The organism is Calothrix rhizosoleniae SC01, from assembly GCF_900185595.1.
GTDB classification, from domain to species: Bacteria; Cyanobacteriota; Cyanobacteriia; order Cyanobacteriales; family Nostocaceae; genus Calothrix_A; species Calothrix_A rhizosoleniae.
Map to the genome: position 1 here is coordinate 1 of NZ_FYBH01000298.1, position 21456 is coordinate 21456.

The 21456-nt window shown below is 39.5% G+C and carries 18 protein-coding genes; 14 read left to right on the top strand and 4 right to left on the bottom strand.

Annotated elements, in window-relative coordinates; all coding sequences use genetic code 11:
- Positions 1 to 246: 246 nt before the first annotated feature.
- Positions 247 to 690: a Spy/CpxP family protein refolding chaperone gene (locus CALSC_RS17890; protein WP_088242653.1), complete on the top strand. Its 444-nt coding sequence runs from the start codon at positions 247 to 249 to the stop codon at positions 688 to 690.
- A 67-nt stretch (positions 691 to 757) separates the two neighbouring features.
- On the top strand, positions 758 to 1129 hold the full coding sequence (locus tag CALSC_RS17895) for a hypothetical protein (RefSeq protein ID WP_088242654.1): 372 nt from the start codon (positions 758 to 760) through the stop codon (positions 1127 to 1129).
- Between the two features lie 271 nt (positions 1130 to 1400).
- Here the strand turns inward: CALSC_RS17895 and CALSC_RS17900 are convergent, their stop codons facing one another.
- The gene (locus CALSC_RS17900) at positions 1401 to 1985 is read right to left on the bottom strand and encodes an NAD(P)H-dependent oxidoreductase (RefSeq protein ID WP_200817677.1); all 585 of its coding nucleotides are present in this window, start codon (positions 1983 to 1985) and stop codon (positions 1401 to 1403) included.
- A gap of 101 nt (positions 1986 to 2086) precedes the next feature.
- Between CALSC_RS17900 and CALSC_RS17905 the strand changes: the two genes are divergently transcribed.
- From CALSC_RS17905 to CALSC_RS17925, 5 genes are all read left to right on the top strand, one after another.
- The gene (locus CALSC_RS17905) at positions 2087 to 2449 is read left to right on the top strand and encodes a winged helix-turn-helix transcriptional regulator (RefSeq protein WP_088242655.1); all 363 of its coding nucleotides are present in this window, start codon (positions 2087 to 2089) and stop codon (positions 2447 to 2449) included.
- A gap of 280 nt (positions 2450 to 2729) precedes the next feature.
- Entirely contained in the window at positions 2730 to 4133 is a 1404-nt protein-coding gene (locus tag CALSC_RS17910) for an ATP-binding protein (protein WP_088242656.1), read from the top strand.
- A 30-nt stretch (positions 4134 to 4163) separates the two neighbouring features.
- Positions 4164 to 8423 (top strand): pentapeptide repeat-containing protein, encoded by a 4260-nt coding sequence (locus CALSC_RS17915; protein ID WP_235006839.1) that lies wholly within the window; start codon positions 4164 to 4166, stop codon positions 8421 to 8423.
- A 3-nt stretch (positions 8424 to 8426) separates the two neighbouring features.
- Complete coding sequence (locus CALSC_RS17920; RefSeq protein WP_088242658.1) at positions 8427 to 9518, top strand: glucokinase; 1092 nt, start codon at positions 8427 to 8429, stop codon at positions 9516 to 9518.
- Between the two features lie 131 nt (positions 9519 to 9649).
- Positions 9650 to 10411 (top strand): hypothetical protein, encoded by a 762-nt coding sequence (locus tag CALSC_RS17925; protein WP_235006840.1) that lies wholly within the window; start codon positions 9650 to 9652, stop codon positions 10409 to 10411.
- 202 nt (positions 10412 to 10613) lie between these two features.
- On the opposite strand, the gene rpmB is transcribed toward CALSC_RS17925, so the two are convergent.
- Positions 10614 to 10850, bottom strand: coding sequence for a 50S ribosomal protein L28 (gene rpmB / locus CALSC_RS17930; protein ID WP_088242675.1), 237 nt, complete (start codon positions 10848 to 10850; stop codon positions 10614 to 10616).
- Between the two features lie 458 nt (positions 10851 to 11308).
- Here rpmB and CALSC_RS17935 point away from each other — a divergent pair, with 458 nt between their 5' ends.
- A complete protein-coding gene (locus tag CALSC_RS17935) occupies positions 11309 to 11788 on the top strand; it encodes a hypothetical protein (RefSeq protein ID WP_088242660.1) in 480 nt (159 codons plus the stop codon).
- A gap of 250 nt (positions 11789 to 12038) precedes the next feature.
- Here the strand turns inward: CALSC_RS17935 and CALSC_RS17940 are convergent, their stop codons facing one another.
- The gene (locus CALSC_RS17940; RefSeq protein ID WP_088242661.1) at positions 12039 to 13352 is read right to left on the bottom strand and encodes an ATP-binding protein; all 1314 of its coding nucleotides are present in this window, start codon (positions 13350 to 13352) and stop codon (positions 12039 to 12041) included.
- 314 nt (positions 13353 to 13666) lie between these two features.
- Here CALSC_RS17940 and CALSC_RS17945 point away from each other — a divergent pair, with 314 nt between their 5' ends.
- Positions 13667 to 14905 carry a molybdopterin molybdotransferase MoeA gene (locus tag CALSC_RS17945; RefSeq protein ID WP_088242662.1) on the top strand — a complete coding sequence of 413 codons (1239 nt, stop codon included), beginning with the start codon at positions 13667 to 13669 and terminating at the stop codon, positions 14903 to 14905.
- A gap of 11 nt (positions 14906 to 14916) precedes the next feature.
- On the opposite strand, the gene CALSC_RS26600 is transcribed toward CALSC_RS17945, so the two are convergent.
- The gene (locus CALSC_RS26600; protein ID WP_159460645.1) at positions 14917 to 15072 is read right to left on the bottom strand and encodes a hypothetical protein; all 156 of its coding nucleotides are present in this window, start codon (positions 15070 to 15072) and stop codon (positions 14917 to 14919) included.
- 971 nt (positions 15073 to 16043) lie between these two features.
- On the opposite strand from CALSC_RS26600, the gene CALSC_RS17950 reads away from it, so the two are divergent.
- The 5 genes from CALSC_RS17950 (at position 16044) to CALSC_RS17970 (ending at position 20783) form a co-directional block, all read left to right on the top strand.
- Complete coding sequence (locus tag CALSC_RS17950; protein WP_088242663.1) at positions 16044 to 16544, top strand: DUF2231 domain-containing protein; 501 nt, start codon at positions 16044 to 16046, stop codon at positions 16542 to 16544.
- Entirely contained in the window at positions 16541 to 17140 is a 600-nt protein-coding gene (locus CALSC_RS17955; RefSeq protein WP_088242664.1) for a DUF2231 domain-containing protein, read from the top strand. The genes CALSC_RS17950 and CALSC_RS17955 overlap by 4 nt, the downstream gene beginning before the upstream one ends.
- Positions 17141 to 17328: 188 nt before the next feature.
- On the top strand, positions 17329 to 18228 hold the full coding sequence (locus CALSC_RS17960) for a cytochrome c oxidase subunit II (RefSeq protein ID WP_200817678.1): 900 nt from the start codon (positions 17329 to 17331) through the stop codon (positions 18226 to 18228).
- Positions 18229 to 18242: 14 nt separating this feature from the next.
- Positions 18243 to 19982, top strand: a complete 1740-nt coding sequence (locus CALSC_RS17965) for a cytochrome c oxidase subunit I (RefSeq protein WP_088242666.1) — start codon at positions 18243 to 18245, stop codon at positions 19980 to 19982.
- 186 nt (positions 19983 to 20168) lie between these two features.
- Entirely contained in the window at positions 20169 to 20783 is a 615-nt protein-coding gene (locus tag CALSC_RS17970; RefSeq protein ID WP_088242667.1) for a cytochrome c oxidase subunit 3, read from the top strand.
- Positions 20784 to 21456 lie beyond the last annotated feature (673 nt).

Sequence of the window (21456 nt, forward strand, 5' to 3'; positions counted from 1 at the left end):
TTGAATTGAATTGGACGCTGCACAGAAATATTCCTATTAATTAATTGGGTTTAAATCTACTGTAATCATTATTTGCTAGATTACCAGTAACATTAGTCAAGTTTGCCATATGACTTTAGTCATGTATTCATACATGACTTTGTATAGACAATGATTTTCCCTACTCATGACTTTTTCATCATGTGTTTTCAACTCTGATTTTATAGGATAAAAACATAGAAACAAAACACATGAGGAATAAACTCAATGCAATTCAAAAAAGTCTTATTTATAGCTGGAACACTTGCTCTCAATTTAGTAATTACCCCTTTAACTGTAAAGGCAGAAACTAATGTTTCATCTCCTCAGATAGTTGCACAAATTCCCCAAATCCAATTTCTACAAAATTTAGGACTGACAGAATCACAAAAAGCCCAATTGGCAGAAATTCGTCAAAATACCCGTACAGAAATTCAGAACATTTTGACTCCGCAACAACAAGAACAATTTCAAGTAATTACAGCCAATATGGATCAGCGTATAGAAGCTTTTCGTTCCCTCAATCTGAGTGATGAGCAAAAAAGCCAAGTATGGAATATCGTACAGTCTAAAAAATCCCAAATACAAGAAATTTTCACCCCAGAACAAAGACAAAAAATCCAAACATTACGACAAAAGTGGCTCAATAACCGCCCATTTTCCAATCGTTGAAATCATTAATTTTAGATTTCATCAGTTTCACTTTTTCTACTATTATCCCTAATCAAGAGCAAATATCATGTTGAATCTCAAACGTACATCCTTAATCTTGGCTACTAGTCTTACCCTTGGTATAACAACCTTTGCTACCACTGCGAATGCTGAACCAACAGTTTACGAAGGAGCTAATGGTGGTGTCTGTGTCGATGGTGTTGCTAGAACTGGTTGTCGAGGACCTAATGGTGGTAACGTTTACAGAGGACCCCGCCGCGGTGCTGTGAAAGGACCCAATGGTACTGTTAATTACAAGGGAACTCGTCGTAGTTTTGTCAGAGGAACCAACGGTGCTGCTGTGTATAGAGGTGTCCGTGGTGCTACTGTGAGAACACGTAATGGTGACAAATACATTAGGACTCCCAATGGTATTTATCAAGTCGAGGGCAATCAGTAATTTATCGTCAGTTGAATATGAATTAAGTATTAGTTAATACTAGATTTTTTCTCCTCACCCAACACGATAAGATTTGAAAATTTACTTGTAACGACATAACAGGGTGAGGAATTTCTATAATTGTAAAATTACACGAGACAGATCCACGAGGCAATTATAGTATTGATATTCTCTCACCACTACACTGTCAGGTTAGTGGTGGGAGAATGTTAATGTGAATGCAGTATAAAGATGAATGTCAGGTTGTTTTGCCATTATATTTTCCTATCATTTAAAACAAACGATCTAAATGGGCTGCAAATCTCTCAAAATCATTCTCTATCTTGGGATTTTTGAGGACATCAAAGCAAGCAAATGTGTCTAAAGCTTCCATCCCAAAAAAGCGGAAATTCATGTGCATAGGAAAGAACAAATCATCAACACTCTTACCAACGAACAGAAACTGATGATGATCATCGAACGCTTCTTTGGGTGCATTAAAGGTTAGTGAAAACATATATTTTTTGCCCTTCATTGTTCCACCAGAACCGTATTGCTTAGAAGTATCTTTACGACTACGCCCATCACCATTACATAATTCACCTGTCATCCCTGCGGTATAAACTTGATCCATATACTTTTTGAAACTCCAAGATACACCCATCCAATTGACTGGAGACTGAAGGATGATTGCGTCAGCCCACTGATGCTTTTCTAATTCTTCTTCGACAGTATAAGAATCTGTCATTGCCGTTTTGCGAAGAGAATATCCTTTATTTTCCAAGATGTCTTGAGCTTTTTGGATTAAAGACTGGTTTAGCTTGCCTTCTGATAACGGATAAGCCTGATGAGCATTAATCAAGAAAATATTTTTCACCGTTTTCCTCGCAATTAAGTTAAGAGTTAGAAGCAATAAGCTTATTGTGTTAACTTAGAAAACAAAAGTCAACCAGTTTACTTTTAGTAACCAGGTATTGAATGATTTCTAAAACCGAAATAGAACCAGAGGATAAAGGTCGCAAGGGGGTGATTGAGCCTTGCCTTAGTCCATGTCCCATTGAGCGAGGAATGAGGATTTTAGGGGGTAAGTGGAAAGGCTCAATTCTTTGGCATCTCAAGGATGAACCTATGCGTTTTAACGATTTGGCTCGTCAGCTTGGCGGAGCTAGTAAAAAGATGGTAACTCAACGACTTAGAGAGATGGAAGATACAGGTCTGGTAAAACGTAGAGTAATTAGTACAAGACCTTTTGCCGTCTCCTATGAGATCACTGATTTTGGCAGAACCGCACTCTTGTTTTTAGAAGAGCTAAAGAAATGGTCAGAGGAGCAGAATATTTAACTTCTCTTTAAATGTGTTTGTGATCAAATCAAGTTTGGACGGCTTAATTGTAGCAGATATAATCAAATATAGATATTTACTGAATTGAATATTAATTTTATTACAATTTTTGTCTGAGCTCGTAAGTTCCTCATTGTTTTTTTCTACACTTAAGAATAGCAATTGAATAAGTTGAGCATCTAGCTAATAACCGCATAGACTAATGTGCCCAACTTATTTTGTCGCTATTCCTAAAAAAGTAAGCATTGAGTTATCAGCCTTGATGTAGGGAAGATGCAATATGGCACCCAACAATATTTCCAAAAACCCTTACAGAGAATCAACAAATCCTTTCTTTGTCGGGGGTCCGATTCCCCCAAATAAGTTTGTGGGGCGAACAACTGAAATCAATATAGCCTTCGATCAAATTATCAATCGCAGCCATTTGGCTATTTGGGGTAGTTCAAGGATGGGGAAGTCTTCCTTACTTCAATATCTAACCTCATCTCAAATCTGGGAGCAACAGGGATTAGACTCGGAACTATGTCAGGCAATTTTTGTGTATGTTAATTGTACGAGTATTCAACCCTTCACCCCCACAGAATTCTGGAGAGAGATGCTGAGAGAATTGCTGGGGATTGTGAAGAAAAATTATGGTACCTGTTCATGGGGGATTGAACTCAGTCATGTCATCGATGAGATACTCAATCGGAATGAGGTGAACAGAAGCGACTTGCGAACTGTTTTGGAAAAGATAGGCAATCACAACAAGTTCTTGGTGCTACTACTGGACGATTATGATATGGCTCTCTATTCCCATGACAAATACACAGAAACTGAGATGCTGACCTTTTTAAGCGAGTTTCGTAATCTTGCTGTCCATTCCCAGGAAGGAGAATATCTCTCAACAGTCGTAGCATCATCCCAGCCTTTAAACCTACTTGGTCCCAAAATTACATTCAAAGTTTCTCCCTGGTACAACCACTATCTGTTTTTGCCACTCAAGCCATTTACACTTGAGGAGACAGCAGAAATGTTTGCTCGGATGCCTACTCAATTGTCGCTGAAGCCCGAGCAACAGAAAGAAGTTAAAAAATTAACTGGTGGTCATCCTACACTTCTAGAAACTGCCGGTTTTCTTCTCTATAACAATTTTCGCCAGGGACACAAGGTTATTGAGAAGAAATTCCAGGAAGATTTTCTCAATGCCAGCCAACTAATCTTTGAGAGTATCTGGGCATCTTGTCATCATGAGGAACAGTTACTTTTAATGCTGATTGTCTTGAGAAATTTAGGAAGTAGTCTGCAAAAAAAAGACCAATTTGACCTAGACTGTATTGAAAAAATATTGAGCCAAAAGGAAAGAGAGTTGTTCGCCTTAGAAGAGCAAGGCGTTCTCCAACGAAAGGTTTGTAAAACCATTAACAAACGTCTTCTGCGTCCACCAATTGAAGAGAAGCGGGAAATTTTTGTTATATCCTCCTTCATCATGGAGTGGTGGATAACTCAGGAAATTATCAACAAACGAGATGAAATCAGACTACGGGAATTGGAAAGAACTGCTTTAGGCTTAAGTCATGATCAAGCAGTTGAAATTAGTAATCTGATCCGGTGGTTATGGAATAACCCCAATGAAATCCAGCATAATGTTGACTGGTTTAGCACATTGGTAGCCACTTTTGATGGAACAGTTGGCAGAAGTTAATTTCCCAAGCATAGAGAGGGAATGAAAGTGATGCAAGTTAATCCCTATATTATTGGCAGACCCATCAGATCTAGGGAATCTCAATTTTTCTTTGGCAGAGAGGAACTATTCCAGTTTATCAAAGATAATTTACTCCAAGGGAAAGGTGGAAAGGGTGGCAAAGTAATCTTACTGCATGGTCAACGCCGTATTGGTAAGACATCCTTGCTATTACAAATCCCTAAAGCACTACCCTTGGAAGATTTCATCTTTGTTCAATTTGACCTTCAAGGCAGAGAAAACCAATCTTTAGGCTGTATCCTGGAGGAATTAGCTGAGGCAATTACTGTTGGGTGTAAGATAGAGGACGAGATAAATTTGCCGGAACGCAAGGAACTGGAAAACAATCAATTTATCTTCGCCAGCCAATTCCTGTCTCAAGTCTATCCGGCACTAAAAGATAGGAATCTTGTACTACTACTAGATGAATTTGATGTTTTAGACCACAGAAGCAGAAAGGTTGGTGCTAACCAATTCTTTCATTTTTTACAACAGATTGTAGAAGGGCAAGAAAAACTGTTTATCATTCCCGTGGTCGGAAGAAGACTAGACGAGCTGGAAAATTTTCGCTTACTATTTAAGTCAGCCCCCCACCGAAAAATCGGTCTTTTGGACAAAGATAGTGCCCAGCAACTAATTACTAAACCAGCGAAGGGTAAGCTAGTATACAGCGAAGATGGAATTCAAGCTATTCTGGAACTATCCTCAGGACATCCCTACTGCACACAACTTCTCTGCCATGCCATTTTCAGTCGAGCACGGGATAAAGGACTATCTTTAGTAAAGCGCAATGATGTAAAAGCTGTTATAGATAAGGCAATTGAGAGTGGTGAAGCTGGTTTAACATGGTTTTGGGATGGGCTACCAGATATTGAGAGATTGGTCTTCTCAGCCATAGCAGAAGCTCAAGAGAGAGGTATCAATGGAGAATCATGGGCACTACTCCAAGAATATGGGGTTGTTCAACAAGAACCTTTATTAAAAGCAGAGCAGGCATTATTAACTAGTGGTTTTTTGCAGACATCAACCATAGCTGAATGGGGTCCCTATAAGGTGACAATTGAGTTAGTGCGTCTTTGGTTAGTCAAGCAGCATCCCCTGCGACAAACACTAGTGCTGTTCCTGGACATGGAGAATCCCAGTTTACCAGCCTTAGTACAACGAGCTAAATCCCTTAAAGCGCAACAGGAGGCTCAAGTTCTAGATCCTCAACAGGTATGGTCTTTATTTGTGGGCAAGAGGTTTGAGATTCTCAAGATATTGCTTTCATCTTTAGAGGAAATTTTCACTTCAGACTTGCAACTGACATCTACCACCAAGAAAATTTTGATGCTTTACACCCAAAAAACTCGGCAGCAACAATTTCTAGAGGCATGTGTAGCTTGGGTGGGTCAAATTGCTTATCTGGCAAGTTTTAAAGCCATTTTAAATTTATTAGAAGAATGGGAACGACAAGCTTTATTGCAGCAAATTGGTCAAATTAAGTTTTTTCAGTTCTTGGAACGGCAGAGCAATCTATTAAATAAAAATGCCTGGAAATTAAATAAACACGAAGCAGAGAAAGTTCTTTTCTGTTTCCATGAATCAAACTTGGCACAAAACTTGAAATTAGCACTAACGGAGCAATTGCAGAAATTTGGGTTCAGTGAGTTAAAACTAGAAACTTTAAGCGAGCGAGTGACTCTGGGAACTCATCAATATATCATGCAGTTCTTGGCTGAAGAAGGAGATGTTGCCAAGGATTTTGCCAATCAGTGGGTATTAGCCATAAGTGCTCAGGTATGGGAGCGGCAAAAGAAACATTATCAAGATCAACTGGCTTGGGAAAATTTACAAACAGAAGAGAAAATCCATGAATTTTCCAGAAAAGAAAACCTGAAATACCAGAAGATCAGTGAATATCTATACAAACAGTCCCAAGATAATCCATCTGATGAATATTTTACTTTTAAGGATATCAATATTCCCATAAAGGCAAAATATGCAGATATAGATGGCAGACAAGAATTTTATTTACAAGATTGGGCAATAGAAGCCCTCGCAGATCCTAATAAACAAGACCAGGTGCTTTTTGTTCAAGGCGAACCGGGACAAGGAAGAAGCCTTTTTTGTCATATATTTGCCAATTGGATACGACAAAATTGGCATCCTATTTTGACACCAATTTGGATTAAATTACAGGATATCAGAGCTCTCGAGTATAATTTTGCCAAAACATTGCAAACAGCTTTAAGTAAATGGGAGTTTGCCAATAATGATGATCATTGGTTAAAAGATAAAAATACCCGCTTTTTGTTCTTGCTAGATTGCTTAGATGAATTAATCACAGAAAGGCAAATTGAGCAGGGTTTAGAAGCTTTTCTGCAACAAGTAGGAGAATTTCAACGGGTTTGTCAGTTAAATCATGAAGAAGCGGGACATCGGGTTTTACTGATCGGTAGTTTCTCCGCATTGCAGGTTTTGGGGTTACCACTGATCTATGAGCGAATAATTCCTAATTTAGAACGGGTGCAGATTCAGCCCCTCGATAGGGAACTACAGCAAAAATGGCTGGAACAGTGGGGAAAACTAAAGGGAGTTGGAGCTGATGAAGCTGGAAAATTTGAGCAGTTTTTGAATAATCGAAGAGAACTTCAGAGCTTGATCAAAGAACGATTGTTACTGTTTTTGTTAGCAGCAATGCATCATGATCGGGAATTAGAAGATATTGAGGAGATATTTAATCAAGGGATAAGTCCTGAAGAGGCAAAAATCCAAATTTATGAAAAATTCTTAGATTGGGTACTCCAAAATCAACTGCCAAATACAGTAACTAAAGCTCTGTTGGGAAAAAATAAAGGTAATCTCACCACAGCCCAGAAAAATTATTTGAAACGAATTCTGCAAGAAGCAGGTTTATGTGCCATTCAGTCTGGCGGTATACGTGCGGCGATAATCATGGTAGAGGAACGTCTGAAAAATAAAGGAATTGCTCTTGAGCTGATTCAGAAATTGCAGAAGTTACAAAAAGCGAAGACATACTCCACTAATTTAGCCAATTTTTCCATCCAGCCGAATAGTGAAAGTAGAGGTAAAATACAGTTTAACCACAAAAGTTTCAGTGAGTTTTTGTATGCTAGGCGTTTGCAAGAAAGTCTGATCAACTGGACCCAGAAGTGGCCCGAACGTCAAGAATATTTGATCCCAGTCAACCGCATGGATTGGGAGATTTATGACCTCCTGGGTTTTGGTGGATTAACCCTAGAGATTGTCGGGTATCTCAGGGCATTACTCAGGAAAAGTCAAAAATTCGACTCAGTGTCACTATTCACACGGTTGGAAGATTTTTATTTTCGCTGGGTTAAGGGAGAGTTCATTAACAATGTATTTTCTGAAACTCTGGCTCAGAGAAAAATGCACCAACTTCAAAAGCCTCTAGAAACCCAAGGTCTGTTCTTCGGCCAGCGACAGATAGATATTTATACAGGACTAAACATATTCATACTCCTTTTAGAACTACACCGTAATAGTACTCAAATTTCATTTTACCCATGTGGCAAAATAAGCAAAAATTGTGCTGATGAGAATCAGTCTAGTTTGGAATCTCGTCATCTAATATCTGAAACTGAACCATTTGACCCCTATCGACTACTCCGTCTGATTAGTTACAGCCGTTGCCTTGGTGCAGAGGTATTTGTCAAGACAGTAGGACCATTTCTCGCAGAAATAAATCTCCGTGGTGCAGATCTGCATGGTGCAGAACTTTATGGAGTCAAACTGACAAAGGCATATCTGAGTGGTGCAAAATTGAATGGGATCAATCTGAGTAGCGCCAACCTCAATCGAGCATTTCTTGGTAACGCCAAACTTTGCCGTGCTAACCTCAGTGATGCCAATCTCAGTCATGCATTTCTAGGTAATGCAGACCTGACTGGGGCATTTTTAGGTAGTGCAAATCTTCAGAATGCAGTTCTTACGGGTACAAACCTCCGCACTGCTCTCTTGGGTAATGCAAATCTTCAAGATGCCCATTTAGGTGATGCGGATCTCAGTGATGCCAATTTGCATAATGCAGACCTCAGTGGTACAAATCTTAGTTGTGCCACCCTTGACTATGCAAATTTGATTGGTGTCAATCTGGAGGGAGCGAATCTGAGGGGGACAAGTTTAAAAGATATTCACTGGGATAGAAATACGAAATGGGAGCCCCAAGAAGTCAAAAAAGCGTCGTCTGTACCAAATAAATTGAAGCGGGAGCTGAAAATAACCTAGAATATGAAGCAATTTTTACTGGCAGCACATATCGGTGGCATAAAGGCAAGACTTTGTCTGTTATCACCAGAGCAAGTAAAATCATCAAAAAATTTATTTAAATCTTTGCATGAAACACGCTACCCTATTGGTGACTTTCAAGACATAGTGCCTATGGTCAGGCAGTTCCTCAAAGAATCGAAGCAGGTACTAAAATCAGATAATCCGATTGTTCCTGACAAGGCATGTTTTGCGGTTGCGGCTCCAATCGAGCACAATAAATGTAAATTCACCAATTTGAATTTGCAGATTGATGGTGATCGTCTAGTGCAAAAACTAGGGATTGGCAAGATCCAGCTAATTAATGATTTTCAAGCTATTGCCTATGGGTTACAGCCACCATTAGATGGTTGTGACTACGTGACATTACAAAAGGGTAAACCTGATAAAAATGGTCTGATTGCTGTAATTGGAGCGGCAACAGGCTTGGGAAAAGCGTTTTTAATCAAACAGAATGGTGACTATAGGGCTTATGCAACTGAAGGTGGACATGTGGACTTTACCCCCCACAATGACCAGGAATTTCGACTCTCACAATATATCCTCAAGCAAATGGGCGATCGCAACAAAAATATTCCAGGAGTTTCAGTTGAGCAAATAGTTTCAGGTCGTGGTATTGTCGCAATTTACTCTTTCCTCAGAGACGAAGAGCATTATTCAGAATCACCACAGATAGGTCCGATTATCAAAGCTTGGCAAAAGGAAGATGGGATCTGTCGAGAAGTTGTAGATCCAGCAGCACTGATTACGGCGGCTGCTTTAGCCAAGGGTGATCGCCTCTGCGAGAAAGCTATACATATGTTTGTAGAAGCCTATGGATCTGAGTTAGGTAATTTTGCTTTGCAATTCTTACCCTATGGGGGACTTTATGTAGCAGGAGGAATTGCTCCGCAGATTTTGCCACTGATCCAGGAAGGAACTTTTCTCAATGCATTTTTCCAGAAAGACTGTGGAAAAACACTGTTAGAAGAGTTAAAAAAAATACCTATATATGTTGTGATTAATTTGAAGATGGGTCTAAAAGGAGCAGTACGCTATGTAACCACATACATTTGATCTCTCCATGTATTAATTTTTCTGGGAAAATAGAAAAATTAATTAGTAACAACCAAAATGTCTTGATTGTATCTGAAAAAAACCATGAATTAATGCATGAATAAGTATCTCTCAATCAATAAGCTGACACAATGATGCCATTGAGAAATTTATTTTACAGCACCTTATTAGCTTTTATCAGTTTAACATTTCCTGCGATCGCTCATGAGACGGTAGATCCTCCAGGAAAAAAGGTAGAACATCCCCATAATCCAGGCAAACCCGTGGTAGTTCCCACCATCACAACACCAAAGCCGACAAAGGTAGGAGATCCCATCAAGCCGCCCAGACTACCTGTAAATCCACCCAAGAAACTACCAACACCTACTAAGGTAAAACACCCAAGCAAGCCGCCTAAATTGCCTGTAAATCCGGCAAAAAAGCCAGGAAAACCGACTATACATCCAACCAAACAACAAAACATTAAAGTTACCAAGGCAGAGTTTGGTGTATTTCGACGGGATAAAGGTGGAAAAATTACCTTTATTCCCACAAAGAAAGTACCACTAGAAGCAGGACTTGCCTATGGATGGCGATTGCAATTGAAAAATTACAAAGGGAAGGTAACATGGAAGGAAATATTTCGATTGCCACAACTACCCCTAACTTGGGGAACACAAAATGGCGAAAATTTCTCTTTGTCTAACAATGGTACTGCTGCAGTAACAACTCGCACAGATGCAGTCCAAAAAGGCATGATTACAAATTCTTGGACAATTACCCCTGGAGATCCTCAAGGGAACCATCTAATTGAAGTATATATTGGCGATCAACATGTGGCTTCTTTTGAATTTCAAGTGGTTAAACCCAATCAAAAAAGAAAAAAAATAGTGAAGGGTAAAATTCAGAGTTAAAAGCTAAAAGTTCAAAATTCTTTACGAAAAGTCCCTAAGTCCCCCAAATAACCTCAAATTATCCTCAATTTTAGGAATTGTGAGTGCGGGGGATTTTATATGGGATGGATCTCTTTTAACCACAATAACTGCAAAGACGCAATCAGGAATTAACCTAGAGCGTCTCTGCATGGTTTTTTGGAGATGTCTAATGTATTTGCAATTAATAATGATTGAGGTTGATACCTGCCTCGTTTGCCATTTTTTGTAAGCCTTTGGTTTCCAAAGTTTTGATGGCTTTGGTAGATAGCTTTAATTTTACCCAGCGATTACCTTCTGCCCACCAAACACGCTTATTTTGTAAGTTAGCATTTTGTAAACGCTTTGTACGACGGTGGGAGTGAGAAACCGCAAAACTATTGTTTGCTTTTTTTCCAGTTAATTGACAGCGACGGGACATAAGCACAATCTCCAACAAATTTATAACGTAATTTCCTATTGTATCTAAAGTTTGGAAGTTAGAGGGTGGAATTAGCAATGGTGCTAGCAATTCCCAAGTTAAACGAAGGAAGTAGGAGGAAGGAAGAAGGATAATTGGTGGGGGAATTACAGCTTCAGCTTCGCTCAGCTTTAACATCGAGCGGCGTCGAGATGTTAAATCCAGAAACTCGAAGGTTAGGAAGGGGAAGCCATAAGTGTTTTGGATTTACAAGTTACCTGTTCCTTGTTCCCTGCTCTCCGTTCCTTGTCTCTAGGAGTGATTCAGGAATCAAATCGGATTGCTATACCTGACAATTATTCAACCAGACATTATATTAACTGGTTTTGTAAATATTTCAGCTTATAGCTAGAAATTTGCGGTAAGATAATATTCGCTTAATTGAATAAGAATAGCAATTTTTTGCTGAGATATGAGATATGGTTCAGTACACCCTTGCTCAAAGCCCAGAGATTATCCTCAACGTTCCTGGTAGAGATTCAGACAAAGCCCGCGACAAGGCTATGGATCAATTAATGGAACTGATGGAAGCGGGTAAACTACCAACGGAATTAGAAGATGGGTTTGGTCCTCAACAATTAATTGAAGTCAAAGAACCGCAAACTACGGCTGCTAGTGGAGAAGAAGAGGTTACTCAAGCCGTACAGATCCTCAGTAACTTAGCAAATCTCAAACTTAAGGTTCAGGAGTCAAAAGCTGAAGCCTTGGAAGTACGGCAAACAATTGATATCCTATTTTCAGATCGAGCGATCGCAGAATCAGAGATTGCCAGTTTAAAGGAAGGGTTTAAAGTGCTCAAAAGTTTTGCCCAAGCCAATCTCCGTTATCAAGAAGCCAAACTTAAGGCAGAAGATGCCCGTCGAGTACTAGATAGGGCATTAAAATCCCCAGATAGCTAATACCATTTTAGATTTTAGATTTTAGATTTTGAGCACAGTTTGGTCTTAGGAGTTTCCCCCATGAATAGTTTTCCGGAATTGTGAAAGACTTACTAAATAAGTTTTTCTTTCCATCTGTCGCAATCATTTTTTCTCTAGGAATAATTATATCAAGTTTGGGAGATTACTTATTATTCAGATCATGACGCAAACATATTAAAACTCTTTTTCTCTGGCACTCTTAACCATAAGTCTTTAACCGGAAATGATGTTACAAGGGAATAGTAATCAAAAATTCTGTACCCTCACCAGGAGATGATACACACTCCAAAGTACCACCATGCTGTTCCCTAATAATCTGCTGACAAATAGAAAGTCCTAACCCTGTACCTTTGCCTTCTGCTTTAGTTGTAAAAAATGGCTGAAATATCTCATTTTGTTTCGATTCTGGTATACCCATACCATTATCTGCGATCTGAATTATTACTCTTTCTTGATCTAGACTAGTACAAACATGAATTTGCAGATTTTTTGCTTCTTGATCCCGATTCATTAATGAATCTTCTAATGCATCAATTGCATTTGCTAATAGATTCATAAACACTTGGTTGAGTTGTCCAGAATAACATTTAATTAAAGGTAAATTAGCATATTTTTTAATTACTTTAATTGCAGAACGGTTAGGTTTAGCTTTGAGACGATGTTGTAAAATCATCAAAGTTGTTTCTAATCCTTCATGAATATTAACAGCCTTTTTTGTATCTCCATCTGCTCTTGAAAATGTCCGCAAAGATTGCATAATTCCCCGCACGCTATCTGTACCCAGTTTCATAGAAGACACCAATTTAGGTAAATCCTCTAATACATGCTGCAAATCCATTTCTTCAATTTGTTTTTCAATAGATGCTCCTGGCTGAGGGAAATGATGCTGATAAAGTTGTACCAAATGAACTAAGTCTTCAACATAATTTTTGGCATGATATAAATTAGTTGCAATAAAACCAATAGGATTATTAACTTCATGGGCTACTCCAGCAACTAATTGTCCTATTAAAGATATTTTTTCAGCCTGTACTAGTTGTAATTGGGTTTGCTTAAGATTTTCTAGAGCTTGGGAAAGTTCGGCAGTTCTTGCTTGTACTCGTTGTTCTAGTTGTTGTTTTTGCTCTTCTAGTTCTAAATTTAATTGTCTAATTCTTAAATGTACCTGGATCCTGGCTAATATTTCTTCTTTTTGAAACGGTTTAGTAATATAGTCAACAGCCCCTAAATTTAATCCTTTAACTTTCTGCTCTATATCTGTAAGGGCTGTCATAAAAATTATGGGGATATCTTTGGTCTTTGGTTCTAAATGGAGGACTTCACATAGTTTAAAACCATCTATTTTTGGCATAACTACATCTAGAATTATTAAATCTGGATAACATTTTATGATTTGATCAAACGCAATTTCACTATTCATTTCTGCTACCACATTATATCCACTCTCAGTTAAGATAGTGGATAGGATATCTAGGTTATAATAACTATCATCAATAATAAATATTTTAGCTGATGCATCCAAATAGGTAGAGCGACTTTTCATAGAATTATTTATGAATTAAAAATATATTGATAGATAAAATTTAAATCATCTTTTTTGATTTAAATTTATTTATGCTGATACCAAATATATAGTTCCCAAAAAGATCAGGAAATTCACATTTTACCTATGTTATGGATTATTGTAAGTAGGTAGGCGTAAAAAATTATCGTTTGGATAAGACAGGGGGCAGGGGGCAGGGAGCAGGGGGAAAAAGGGTTTTAGCCTTATTTACTTTTCTCCACATAGTTTGGTTTTATTGTGCCGACTTACTTAGTAATGCTTAAATATTTAACAGTTATTGGGAGTCTAGCTTTATGTTATCTGTCAGGGATGCGGAAACCACTATTTTTAACTTAACTCAACCCCTTCAACATCCGCAAGATACAGAGATAGTGGATTTATTGTCAGTCAATCGTATTCTCGCTACACCCATCACCAGCCAATTAGACTTTCCCCATTGGGATAATTCAGCTATGGATGGCTATGCAGTACGTTATGCAGATGTAGAATCAGCTAACCATGAGCAACCAGTTATTTTAGAAATTGTTGAGGAAATTCCTGCTGGATACCAACCCCAATCAACTATTCAATCGGGACAAGCAGCGCGAATTTTTACTGGCGCAGTTATGCCAAAGGGTGCAGATACTGTGGTGATGCAGGAAGAAACCCACCGAGATCATAACCATATACAGATTCTCTCTGCACCCAAAAACCAGGAATTTGTCAGACATCGAGGCTCTTACTACCAAGCTGGAAACCAACTATTACCAGCAGGTATACGTTTAAATGCCCCAGAAATTGCCGTTTTAGCTGCTGCTCAATGTGTAAAAATCAGTGTTTACCGCAAACCAAAAGTTGCTATTTTATCTACTGGCAATGAATTGGTCAGACCAAATCAATCTCTGCAACCAGGACAAATTGTAGACTCCAATCAATATGCATTGGCAGCTTTAGTACACCAAATGGGGGCAGAACCATTGGTAATAGGAATTGTCCCCGATGATAAACAAGCTTTACAACAAGCGATCGCTGACTCAATTACCACTGCCGATATAGTTCTTTCCTCTGGTGGGGTTTCTGTAGGAGAGTACGATTACGTGGAACAAATTATTACATCACTCCAAGGCACAATTCATATTCGTGCTGTGGCAATGAAGCCAGGAAAGCCCCTTACTTTTGCCACCTTCGATCAAGATGAAAGAAATATTTTATACTTTGGATTGCCAGGAAATCCCGTTTCTGCCCTAGTGACATTTTGGCGATTTGTCCAACCTGCGATCGCTAAATTTTCCGGTTTAGTTGATGCTTGGCAACCGCAATTTATCAATGCTACCACCACTCAAGAATTGCGCAGCGCTGGGAAACGGGAAACCTATGTTTGGGGGAGATTAAGTTTAGTTGATGGAGTATACCAATTTCAGTTGGCTGGTGGTAGTCATAGTTCTGGTAATTTAATCAATTTAGCTCAAACCAATGCTCTAGCAGTAATACCAGTAGGTGAGAAAGTGATTACTGCTGGAAATGCAGTCAAGGTATTAAAAATTGGTAATTAATTCCCAACTCCTCAAAATGATAGACTAAGGTCGGAATAACCCATTGCCTTGAGGGTGGCATATTCAGGTAAGCAATTGCTCACATCAGCATATAAAATTTGATACACAAAGGTTTGAGTCCTTTTGCTAATTAGCATTAAATCTCCTTGGGGTTCTAATCTTCCCAAAGCAGTTACCTTGGTTGCTGGAGCGACTTGGGTAACCTCAGTTCGGGTTAAGGAGCTTTATTTCACTTTGAGAGGCTGATTAATGCCTGAAACAACGCAAACACGTTTATGAAGACCAAAATCAGGTAACGATATAATCAGGGTTTGAGCTTATCCCGAACTCAGGTTGGGTAGTAAGGGCTGGTGTGGGTTTTGGTTTTTGAACTTGAGAAATAGTATAAACAGATAGATAAACCACTAAGAGCAGCCCACATTAAATCAACTCTTTATTTTAGTGGTAGATGCTTTTTTTTGTCTTCTACCACTTTTTTTGACTTAATTCATATTTCGGATAGGTCTATTGAAAAAACAACTTGATGTGAAATTATAATTGTATTTTCCATTACAAAACACCATAATTAAAATGTTATTTACTGCACAACTTGATATTTATTCATATTCACAATAGCTACTGACATCCAAGATATTTTCAGATAACAAGTAGGTCTAATACTCTGTGAATTTAGGTTTTGACAAAATATAAATAATTCATTAAACTAAAGAAAAGTTCATGGTGATAGAGCAAAGACCCACAACTTTATGTATTTTTGTAATAGGTCGCTGCCCCAACATATATTTATGAGTAAATAAACTGAAGTACAGACAATTAATGGGAGTACTAATTAAATTCACTGTCAAACTGCGATTTGTATTAGTAAATAAGGTAAATATATTTTTACTATAGGTGCAAATCCTCAGTTTAATTTAGTGCTTTCATGACAACAGTCAATTAACTATTGCTAACACTTAATACCTAACAACCAACAACCAAAAACTAACAACTAATAACTAACAACCTGAAAATAGATCACTGGATTTCTCCCCATAGATATGAACTTAATCTAGTAGATTTATTGCTCTGGTAGAAATTTTGTGTGGTGTCAAATATCGAAGTTAAATTTAGGTAGAAATCCTATGATTAGGAGAACAATATGTTTGATTTTCTCACCTCGTTAAACGAGCATAACTTACCATATCCAGATACCTTACATCCCATTGTGGTTCACTTTGTGATTGCAATGGTACTGTTTGCGGTTTTCTGCGATGTCATTGGCTATTTCACTAGTAACTCCCGTCTATTTGAAGTGAGTTGGTGGAATATGTGTTTAGCAACTATTGCCATTTTTGTTGCCATTATCTTTGGTCAATTTGAAGCAGGTTTAGCAAAGCCATATCAAATGGTGAAGTCAGTGCTAAATATACACACCCTGATTGGTTGGTCTCTATCAGGAATTATCGCCGCAATTACGGCATGGCGCTATGTGCTTCGTACTCGTAACTCGCAAAAATTACCCTTGGCTTATCTAGGAGTAGGACTAATTCTCAGCTTAATAGTTGGCTTCCAAGTTTTCTTAGGAGATCAACTAGTTTGGGTTTATGGACTGCACACAGTACCAGTTGTTGAAGCAGTAAAGGAAGGAATCTTACCATGAACTCTGAACTATTAGAACAATTAAATCTTGGCGCTAATGGCTTACCTTACAGCATTCCTATTCACCCCAATTTAGTCCACCTCACCCTTGGTTTGTTCATTATTGCCATCTTCTTCGATGCGGTGGGTGTATTCCTACCAGTGAACAAATTTATCTTCAAGTATCTGTCTATTTCTGTAGAACGGGAAAACTTGTTTGATGTTGGCTGGTACAACATGCTCGCTTCTGCTGGGATTACCTTGTTTACCGTCACAGCTGGCTTCTACGAGATGATGTTGGCAGAAGCACCAACTGACGTTAAGAGTGCTTGGGGATTACCAGCAATGGAAACTATGCTTTGGCATGGTGTCGGTGGAGTTATCCTGTTAATCCTGATTATTGGGATGACTGCTTGGCGTGGATTCCAACGTTTTGTATGGCGTAAGTCAGAAGATAGACAAGTCCAGTGGAGTTATCTGTTCGCAGGAGCAGCCGTTATGTTTCTGATGTTCCTCCACGGTACATTAGGAGCCCAACTGGCAGCTGAATTTGGCGTACATAATACTGCTGATAATTTACTGCGCTTAGGTCAAGACTTCAACGTGATGTTGAAATAGTGAAGAAGTGAAGGAGTGTAAAGAGTGTAGACGCTCGGAGAGCGGTAAGCCATTGCGGTGGACGGGTTTCCCGGCATAAAGCAACTGGCGCAACCCATAGGGCTTCCCGAAGGGTAGGAGGGAAAGAGGGAAAGAGTGAAAACTCATAACTCATACCTCATTGCTCATAACCAATCGAAATTATGGCTATGAAAATCCGGAACATTGTAATAATAACTATAGGTGCGATCGCACTTGGTGGCATCAGTTTCTGGATAGGACAGCAAGCTTATTCTTGGCTTCCTCCAGAGGCTGCGGCAGAATCTCGATTAGTTGATAATCTGATTAGCTTTTTGGTCACTCTAGGATCGTTTATTTTCCTCGGAGTCACCTCAACCGTCATCTATTCTCTAATTTTCCATAGGGCGGAGGAGGATGATCTGAGTGATGGCCCTCCCATCGAAGGTAATATTACCTTAGAAGTGGTCTGGACAGCTATTCCTGTTTTGCTAGTATTGTGGATTGCTGGCTACAGCTACCAAATCTACGAACAAATGGGTATCCGAGGACCAATGGAAGCTATGCATATGCCCAAGGTAGTGGAATCAGCATATGCAGCTCCCCAAGATGCAACTGATACACCCGTAGAAAACATTGATGTGGTTGCGAAACAGTGGGCTTGGGTATTCCACTATCCAGAAAAGAACATTACCAGTACGGAATTACACTTACCCGCAGACCATCGAATTCATTTAGCATTAGCATCAGCAGATGTATTGCATGGGTTCTATATTCCTGCTTTCCGAGTCAAGCAAGATATTATCCCCAACCAAACCCTAGACTTTGAATTTACCCCCATCCAGGAAGGTAAATATTTACTGACTGACTCTCAATATAGTGGTACATATTTTGCCACCATGCAAGCAGATGTAGTAGTGGAATCTGCCGATGATTTCCATAATTGGCTGGCAAAAGTTGCGACTAACAAACCCATTCCAGCAAATAATCAAGCTGCCTCTGAATATGCCCAGGCATTGAATCAACCCATGAAAACTGGTTGGGCTACTGTTGCACCTGCCAACCCTCCTATGGTCAATTACGACCGTTGAAAGGAAAGTAACTGATGACACATACTCAAATCGACACCATCAGTATCGCCAGCGAGATTCCTTATCAGGAGCCTCCCAACGACTGGAAACGATACTTTAGTTTTAGTACTGACCATAAGGTCATTGGTATTCAATACCTGGTTACCTCTTTCATGTTCTTCCTAGTCGGTGGTATTTTTGCCATGGTGATTAGGGGAGAACTGATGACTCCCGAATCAGACCTAATTGATCGCACTGTCTATAATGGGATGTTCACCATGCATGGCACAATCATGCTGTTCCTGTGGACATTCCCATCCCTAGTTGGTCTAGCTAACTATTTAGTACCAATTATGATTGGTGCTAAGGACATGGCATTTCCTCGACTCAATGCTGTTGCCTTTTGGATGGTACCAGTAGTCGGCGTACTACTCATGGGTAGCTTTTTAGTCCCTGGAGGGCCAGCACAAGCTGGTTGGTGGGCTTATCCACCCGTAAGTATCCAGAATCCCACGGGTAATTTAATTAATGGTCAGGTTCTCTGGCTGTTGGCGGTGGCAATATCCGGTGTCTCTTCCATTATGGGTGCTGTTAACTTTGTTACTACCATTGTGAAGATGCGCGCCCCTGGTATGGGCTTTTTCCGGATGCCTATCTTTGTGTGGGCAGTATTTAGTGCCCAGATTATCCAATTATTTGGATTACCTGCTCTGACAGCCGGTGCAGTCATGTTACTCCTGGATTTAACTGTAGGTACTAGCTTCTTTAACCCTGCTCAAGGTGGTAATCCAGTCCTATTCCAACATTACTTCTGGTTTTACTCTCACCCCGCAGTCTACGTAATTATCCTACCTATATTTGGTATTTTTTCTGAGATCTTTCCCGTCTACTCCCGCAAACCTCTATTTGGCTATAAAGTAGTTGCCCTATCTTCAATGGCGATCGCTCTAGTTAGTGGTATTGTGTGGGTACACCATATGTATGTCAGTGGTACTCCTGGCTGGATGCGGATGCTGTTCATGCTGACAACTATGTTTGTTTCCGTACCTACTGGGATTAAGGTATTTGCCTGGGTTGGTACTATCTGGGGTGGTAAACTGCGGCTGAATACAGCCATGATGTTTGCTTTAGGTGGACTGGTGATGTTTGTCTTTGCAGGCATCACAGGTATTATGCTTTCTTCCGTACCCGTGGATGTCCACGTTAATAATACTTACTTTGTAGTGGGTCACTTCCATTATGTTCTGTATGGTACAGTCACAATGGGGATGTACGCTGCCATTTACCACTGGTTCCCCAAAATGACTGGTCGGATGTACATGGAAGGCTGGGGACAATTGCATTTCTGGTTAGCCTTTATCGGTACTAACTTGAACTTTTTACCCATGCACCCCCTAGGATTACAAGGGATGCTACGCCGGGTATCTTCCTATGCACCATTCCCAGAGTATATTTTCTGGAATAACATTGCCAGTCTCGGTGGATTCTTACTGGGCGTGTCTACATTACCATTCATCATTAATATGATTGCCTCCTGGATGCAAGGAGAAAAAGCACCAGACAATCCTTGGCGAGCAATTGGTTTAGAGTGGTTAATTTCCTCTCCACCACCAGTAGAAAACTTTGAGGAAATTCCCGTTGTGCTCAGCGAACCCTACGGCTACGGTAAATCAGAACCATTGGTTGCTCCTAGCCATAGTCATAGCCACACTTTGACTCTTGACTTATCCACAGAAACAGAAACCCAGGATGCAGAGAGTTTTGTTGATGGTTGATAGTTGATAGTTGATGGTTGATGGTTGATAGTTGATAGTTGATGGTTGATAGTTGATAGTTGATTACAAACCCATCAGTCCATCACTCCCTCACTCCATCGCTCCATCACTCCCTCACTCCCTCCCTCCATCACTCCCTCACTCTCTCAATTACGAACTACGAATTACGTACTACGAATTAAACCAATGGACGGTTACATCATTTCCGAGGAGTTACAATCTCCTGCACATCAAACAGGTGGCGAACACGGCCATGATGAAGAAGGCAATAAGATGTTTGGCTTTATTGTCTTTCTATTATCAGAAAGTGTAATTTTCCTCAGCTTTTTTGCTGGATATATTGTCTATAAAACCACTACTATTGATTGGCTACCAAGCGGTGTATCGGGATTGGAAGTCAAAGATCCAGCAATCAATACAGTGGTTCTAGTCGCTAGTAGTTTTGTCATTTACCTAGCAGAACGGGCTCTGCAAAATCATAATTTAAAGGGATTCCGCTTGTTTCTGTTGTTAACAATGGCAATGGGAACCTACTTTTTGATTGGACAAGCAATTGAATGGAGTAACCTGGAGTTTGGTTTTACTGACGGTGTCTATGGTGGTACATTCTACCTACTCACCGGCTTCCACGGTTTACACGTTTTCACTGGTATATTGTTGCAAGGGATTGTATTAGCACGTTCTTTTATCCCTGGCAACTACGATACAGGTCATTTTGGAGTTAATGCCACTTCTCTGTTCTGGCACTTTGTAGATGTAATTTGGATTGTTTTGTTTATCCTAATTTATGTCTGGCAGTAGAGACTCATTTTCTGACAATCAAAACCTGGATATTTAGGGCAAAAGGATACAAGACGCACCTTTGCCCTTTTTGCTCTTTGAGATAATAAATATTTTGAATTTTAAATTCCTCGCCATGGTACTATTTGATAATTTTCTCTAATTGTGAAATTGTTCTCTCCAATTCGTCCATTAAAAAGCTAGAATCAGCTTGTTGATAAACAGTTAATAAATTACGATAAAACACAATTGTTCCTTCTTTCCCACCTTTAATTTTATGCCAAACAGCTTCTCATAAGTTGCTTTTTTTAAAGCCGCTACTTTAAATTAACAATTGTTTGTAAATCGGTGTCTCTAATCCGGATGGAAAGGCTGTAAGTCTAGATTCTATAAGGTTTTGGGAAGATTATGAGGAGGTTTTGTAACATGGTCATCGACGCATCCCGTCAAATCGCCCAAATGCCTATTATTTAGTTGAGATGCGTCGATTGCTTACGGGACAAGGGTTTGAGGTATGTGCTTGACGCAATTTTGAGGAGCATTTATGATGTTTTTCAGAGATGCGTCGATTTGGAGGCTGAAACCCTTACTGGGTAAAGGCTACTCAGCGAACTCCCCACCGATTGGGTTAATTCGGATTAGTTGGAAACAGTCAATACATGTACCACCATAATCACCCGGAGTTTTCGCCCCA

Coding starts and splice junctions, on each gene's coding strand:
- CALSC_RS17890 (WP_088242653.1), top strand. CDS start 247: ATGCAATTCAAAAAAGTCTTATTTATAGCTGGAACACTTGCTCTCAAT.
- CALSC_RS17895 (WP_088242654.1), top strand. CDS start 758: ATGTTGAATCTCAAACGTACATCCTTAATCTTGGCTACTAGTCTTACC.
- CALSC_RS17905 (WP_088242655.1), top strand. CDS start 2,087: ATGATTTCTAAAACCGAAATAGAACCAGAGGATAAAGGTCGCAAGGGG.
- CALSC_RS17910 (WP_088242656.1), top strand. CDS start 2,730: ATGGCACCCAACAATATTTCCAAAAACCCTTACAGAGAATCAACAAAT.
- CALSC_RS17915 (WP_235006839.1), top strand. CDS start 4,164: ATGCAAGTTAATCCCTATATTATTGGCAGACCCATCAGATCTAGGGAA.
- CALSC_RS17920 (WP_088242658.1), top strand. CDS start 8,427: ATGAAGCAATTTTTACTGGCAGCACATATCGGTGGCATAAAGGCAAGA.
- CALSC_RS17925 (WP_235006840.1), top strand. CDS start 9,650: ATGATGCCATTGAGAAATTTATTTTACAGCACCTTATTAGCTTTTATC.
- rpmB (WP_088242675.1), bottom strand. CDS start 10,850: ATGTCCCGTCGCTGTCAATTAACTGGAAAAAAAGCAAACAATAGTTTT.
- CALSC_RS17935 (WP_088242660.1), top strand. CDS start 11,309: ATGGTTCAGTACACCCTTGCTCAAAGCCCAGAGATTATCCTCAACGTT.
- CALSC_RS17940 (WP_088242661.1), bottom strand. CDS start 13,352: ATGAAAAGTCGCTCTACCTATTTGGATGCATCAGCTAAAATATTTATT.
- CALSC_RS17945 (WP_088242662.1), top strand. CDS start 13,667: ATGTTATCTGTCAGGGATGCGGAAACCACTATTTTTAACTTAACTCAA.
- CALSC_RS17950 (WP_088242663.1), top strand. CDS start 16,044: ATGTTTGATTTTCTCACCTCGTTAAACGAGCATAACTTACCATATCCA.
- CALSC_RS17955 (WP_088242664.1), top strand. CDS start 16,541: ATGAACTCTGAACTATTAGAACAATTAAATCTTGGCGCTAATGGCTTA.
- CALSC_RS17960 (WP_200817678.1), top strand. CDS start 17,329: ATGAAAATCCGGAACATTGTAATAATAACTATAGGTGCGATCGCACTT.
- CALSC_RS17965 (WP_088242666.1), top strand. CDS start 18,243: ATGACACATACTCAAATCGACACCATCAGTATCGCCAGCGAGATTCCT.
- CALSC_RS17970 (WP_088242667.1), top strand. CDS start 20,169: ATGGACGGTTACATCATTTCCGAGGAGTTACAATCTCCTGCACATCAA.